Origin of the sequence: Methylobacterium sp. B1 (assembly GCF_000333255.1) — a bacterium.
Taxonomy (GTDB): domain Bacteria; phylum Pseudomonadota; class Alphaproteobacteria; order Rhizobiales; family Beijerinckiaceae; genus Methylobacterium; species Methylobacterium fujisawaense.
Map to the genome: position 1 here is coordinate 1 of NZ_BACT01000152.1, position 4,601 is coordinate 4,601.

The 4,601-nt window shown below is 69.5% G+C and carries 7 protein-coding genes; 1 reads left to right on the forward strand and 6 read right to left on the reverse strand.

The genetic code is table 11. The features are described 5' to 3' along the window. Window positions 1–708 (forward strand): YncE family protein (locus I53_RS04295; RefSeq protein ID WP_043347053.1); only part of this gene is annotated, 708 nt, incomplete at its 5' end. A 3-nt stretch (window positions 709–711) separates the two neighbouring features. Here the strand turns inward: I53_RS04295 and I53_RS04300 are convergent. From I53_RS04300 to I53_RS04325, 6 genes are all read right to left on the reverse strand, one after another. Further along, complete coding sequence (locus tag I53_RS04300; RefSeq protein ID WP_043347054.1) at window positions 712–912, reverse strand: hypothetical protein; 201 nt, start codon at window positions 910–912, stop codon at window positions 712–714. 74 nt (window positions 913–986) lie between these two features. Next, window positions 987–2,162: a hypothetical protein gene (locus tag I53_RS04305; RefSeq protein WP_043347056.1), complete on the reverse strand. Its 1,176-nt coding sequence runs from the start codon at window positions 2,160–2,162 to the stop codon at window positions 987–989. A gap of 116 nt (window positions 2,163–2,278) precedes the next feature. Then, complete coding sequence (locus I53_RS04310) at window positions 2,279–2,497, reverse strand: hypothetical protein (protein WP_251982213.1); 219 nt, start codon at window positions 2,495–2,497, stop codon at window positions 2,279–2,281. A 59-nt stretch (window positions 2,498–2,556) separates the two neighbouring features. Then, on the reverse strand, window positions 2,557–3,012 hold the full coding sequence (locus I53_RS04315; RefSeq protein WP_043347066.1) for a response regulator: 456 nt from the start codon (window positions 3,010–3,012) through the stop codon (window positions 2,557–2,559). A 189-nt stretch (window positions 3,013–3,201) separates the two neighbouring features. Then, window positions 3,202–4,074, reverse strand: coding sequence for a dienelactone hydrolase family protein (locus tag I53_RS04320; RefSeq protein ID WP_043347058.1), 873 nt, complete (start codon window positions 4,072–4,074; stop codon window positions 3,202–3,204). A gap of 81 nt (window positions 4,075–4,155) precedes the next feature. Continuing rightward, a partial coding sequence (locus I53_RS04325; protein ID WP_306307423.1) for a hypothetical protein occupies window positions 4,156–4,601 on the reverse strand: 446 nt, incomplete at its 5' end.

The window sequence follows — 4,601 nt, forward strand, 5'->3', positions numbered from 1 at the left end:
CTCGATCTCGATGCAGGCCGCGTCCTCGCCGAGGTGCCGCTGCCCGGCGGGCCGCTCGGCGTCGCGGCCGACCCGCGGGGCGGCACCGTCTACGTGGCCGACTGGTACGGGCACCGTCTGTTCGTGCTGACCGAGCGCGACGGTGCGCTGGTCCCGGACGGTGAGATCGCGGTCGGCGCCTCGCCCTCGGGGATCGCCGTCAGCCCCGATGGCGGGACGCTCTATGTCGCCAACCGCGAGGCCGACACGGTCTCGGTCGTGGATACGGCGACCCGGCGGGAGAGCTCCGTCATTCCCGTGGGGCAGCATCCGTTCGGCATCACCCTCGATGCCGCGGCCGGGCGCGCCTACACGGCCAATGTCACCGGGGACGACGTCTCGGTTCTGGACCTGAAGACCGGGCGCGAGATCGGCCGCGTGCCGACCGGCCGCCGGCCTTACGTGATCGCCCTCGCCGGCGGGCGCGGCTTCGTCACCGACCAATATGCCGGCAGCGTCACGGCGTTCGACCTCGCCACGCTGAAGCCGGTCGCCGACGTCGATGTCGGCGATCATCCGGAAGGGATCGCCGCGGATTCGGACGGCCGCCTCTACGTGGCCAATTGGGGCGACAACACCCTGAGCGTCCTCGATTCCAAGACGCTCAAGGTGCTGGCGACCATCCCCACCGGCAACGGCCCGCGCTCGTTCGGTGCCTTCCTGCGCTGAGGCTCAGCCCGTGCGGCGGTGCGGCGCCCGGCGGTAGGCCGCCCGGGCCATCACCAGCGCGCCGCCGATTTGCAGGAGGCCGGTCTCGCCGAGATCCGAGGGCGCGAAATGCGCCTGGATCAGCAGCCGCGTCAGCGCATTCAGCGCGAGCAATGTCAGGCAGAAGGCTGCAGCGGCCAGCAGGCTGGCGACGAACTCGGGCATGATCGCGCTCCCGTGTCGAACGGGAGGAGATTAGCAAGCCCCGCGCCAGGGCCAAGCTGTCGGAACCGCCGATCTCAGCGCTTGCGGCCTGCGGGCGCGGATGCCGGCGTCCCCGCCTGCGCGGCCGGCGTGGGCCGGGGCGTCTCGACGGCGAGCCGCTTCACCGGCCAGCCGTCGCTCCAGCGCTCCATGTCGGCCAAGCGCGGATTGTTCTTCAGCGCCGTCGCATCCGACCCGGCGAAGGCCGCGGCGGCGGCGAGGTCGAAGGTCTTCCAGAAACCGAGATAATCCAGGGCATCGACCCGGGCGAGATTGATCTGCGAGACCAGCGTCTGCTGCTCGCCGGTCAAGGCCATGTCGGCGGACCAGCGGAACGGCGTCGGCTTGGTCGACTCCTTCGGCGCATCCTTGGGCTCCGGCGCGGGCTTGATGTTGCCCCCGTCATAGGCGCTGTCGACGCCCGCAGGGGCGGCCAGCGTCGCCGTAAGGGCCGGGAAGCCATGATCGTCCGAAAGGACCCGCACGAACAACTTGCGGTCCAGCGGCACGCCGCTGGCCTCGCGCAGGAGACGCTTCGCCGCGAGGTCGGCAGCCCGCGTGTCCTTGTCGCCGACCATGGCCACGAGGAGCGTGGATGGGTCGATCGCCGCCAGGTCGGTCAGCGCGATGCCTCTGGATTTCGGCCCGCTGGCGATCCCGCCGGGCGTCGCCGCAAAGATCAGCTTCGGAACCGGCAGGCCCTGCGCCTTCGCGGCCGCTGCGAGATCCATGGCGAGCGGCGCGCCGGCGAGATGGCCGATCATCGCGACGCGGCCGAGATCGGGCTTGGCCTCGCTCTCCGTCGCAAGTTCGGCGAGCGCGGCCTTGACCAAGCCTTCCGCGATGGCCGGGGCATCGGCCGGTCGCGTCCGGTTGACCTCCTGAAACCGGGGGAACAGGACGAGCCAGCCCTGGCGGGCGAGATGGTCGATCCAGCCGCCATAGCTCTGCGGATTGACCGCCCCCCAGCCGTGCAGGACGATGGCGACGGGCCGTCCCGCCTCCGGCGCAGCGCCCGCTGCGTAGAACGCATAGGTGGAGGCCGTGCCGCGCCCGAGCAGCCGCTTGGTGATCGTGGCCTTGCGGTCACCCGCACCCCCCGCCCCATCGGCAGGCTGGGCGGGCGGCGTCGCCGCCTGGACGGATACGAGGCCGGCCAGGGTCATGATCGCGGCGGCAGTCAGCGATCCGCGAAGAACTGTGAGACGCATCAGGGACTCGACTGAGAGACGCTTGGCGTCGGCAGGTCAGAATGCGCTGAATAGCAGATTCTCTCGCCTTGGCGACTCATCGCCTCAGTCTTCCGCCAAGCTTCGGCGGTCGAGCCTCAGGACAGCATGCACCGCGTCATATCCGGACGGTCGAGCCGCCGCACAATCGCTGCCATCTCCGCCGGAATGTCGTGCTCCGCTGCGCCGTAGACGCTGAGCAGCCCCTCGCGGACCGTATCGAGAAGGACGGACTCGACCGTATCCCGGGCGCCGGGCCGGCGCAGGGAATCGGCGTGGTTGATTGCAACGATCTTCATGGCGGTGCCGCGGGTCAAGTGTACTGCGCACGTCCGGGGACTGCTGCTCCGGAGTGGCGTACAACTGTGTGGCCGCCTCAGGTTTCCAGGCCGGTGGGGATTATTTTGCCGCCCGGTCCGATAACGGACGGTCCGGGCTCGGTGGACGGCCGGCCGGCGGCCTGTTCCACCCAGGCGAGGATGTCTTCGGCGCGCCAGGGCTTCGGGATGAACGTCGCCGAGACGCGCAGGTCGCTCGGCTGGTCGCCGGCATCGCCGGAGGTGAGGAGGACCCGCACGCGCGGCCAGGTCACGCCGATGATCCGCGCCAGTTCGAAACCGCCGATCGGCCCGGGGGTCCGGACGTCCGAGAAGACCACGCTGACCTCGTCCGCGCGATCATTGAGAATGGCCAGGGCGCGATCGGCGGTCTCGGCTTCGATGACCGTGAAGCCCGTATCCTCCAGCAGCGTGGCCGCGAGGAAGCGCTCGTCGGGCTGGTCTTCCACGACGAGGATCACGGGCTTCTGGCCAGGCTGTACCGATTCGCTCATGGGCCAGGACACTCTACAGGGGCTGAACGGCGGTCGCTTCGATCGGTTCAACGCCCGAACGCCGCGAAGGGCCACACCCGCGCGGGCACAGATCCTCCTTTGATCCTTGCACAATTGAGAAATTGAGGCCGTGTCTTGGGCAACACAGCCAACGCAGAACGCGTTCGCTCGACCGTCGATGACGTCTTTTCAGCCGACACCGTGTGACTTCAGGAAAGCCAGAGCGCGTGTCCAGCCATCCTCGGCAGCCTCACGCCGGTAGCTCGGACGGTAATCCGCATGGAAGCCGTGCGGCGCATCCGGATAGATCACGATCTCGACGCTCTTGCCCGCCGACAGAGCACGATCACGCGCCTCTTCCACGGCCTTTACCGGGATACCGGTATCGGCTCCCCCATACAGGCCGAGCAGCGGAGCATGGATCTCGGCGGCCACGTCGCCGGCGGTGCGCGGCTGAATGTCGGTGCGTTCGCCGCCGACAGGCCCGTACCAAGCGACCGCCGCCTTCAGGTCGCGACGATGCGCCGCGTACAGCCACACGTCGCGTCCACCCCGGCACCAGCCCATGACGCCGAGCCGGTTCGGATCACCCTTCGCCGCCGAAGCCGCCCAGGCGGCCGCCGCATCGAGGTCGCCGATCCACTGCGCGTCCGGCGTCTTCGCGATGACGTCCCGGATGATCTGCTTGGGATCCGACATGGTCGAGAGATCGCCCTGGCGGGCGTAGAGTTCGGGCGCCACCGCGCAGTAGCCGGCCTTCGCGAGCCGGCGGCAGATGTCCTTGATATAATCGTGGACGCCGAAGATCTCCTCGATCACCAGAACGATCGGGAAGGGGCCGGTGCCCTCCGGAACCGCCCGATAGGCCGGCATCGGCCCGTCTGCGGCCGGAATCTTGACCTCGCCGGCCTCGATGCCGGTCGGGTCCGTGTGGATCACCTGAGCTTCCACGCGGGTGGTCGCGAGGGTCAAGCCACTCATCAGGCTCGTCATCACGAAGCCTCGCCGGGACAAGGGCGGCGTGATCAGCCCGTCGAGTCCAGCCCGGTCGTGATCCGCCATGATGCTCTCTCCCTTGCTTCAAGGATGAGGGCTATCCGCGTGCGGCGGCCCGGGTCAAATCATCCGCCCGCCGCCGGACCGTCACGCCCCTGCGGCAGCCAGGGCCCGCGCCGGCCGGCGCACGGTCACCCGGATCGGTTCAAGCGTCTCGCGCGGCGTCAGCATCTCACCCAGGCTGACGAAGGTGTCGGCGGCCGGTGCGACCACCGCGCGGATGCCGTAGCCCAGCGCGAAGGACCGGATCAGCTCGGCGTCGCGCGCAATGCCGAAGCGGTCGAGGGCCGCCAGGAAGGCTTCCCGGAACAGGCTCGGCCGGCACCAGCGCTTCTCGGCCATCTGCAGCGGCCAGTCCCACAAGCCCTCGGCCCGGCGCATGGCCAGGGCGCCGCGCGCGATGAAATAGCCGGTCTCCCGGTGCTCGATCCCGTCCGTCTGGACCGACCAGTCGTCATTGCCGAACAGTTCGGCCGCGGCTGCGTTGCCCATCGGGTCCTCCGCCCTGAACCTGCCTCCGGCGCACCGAACAT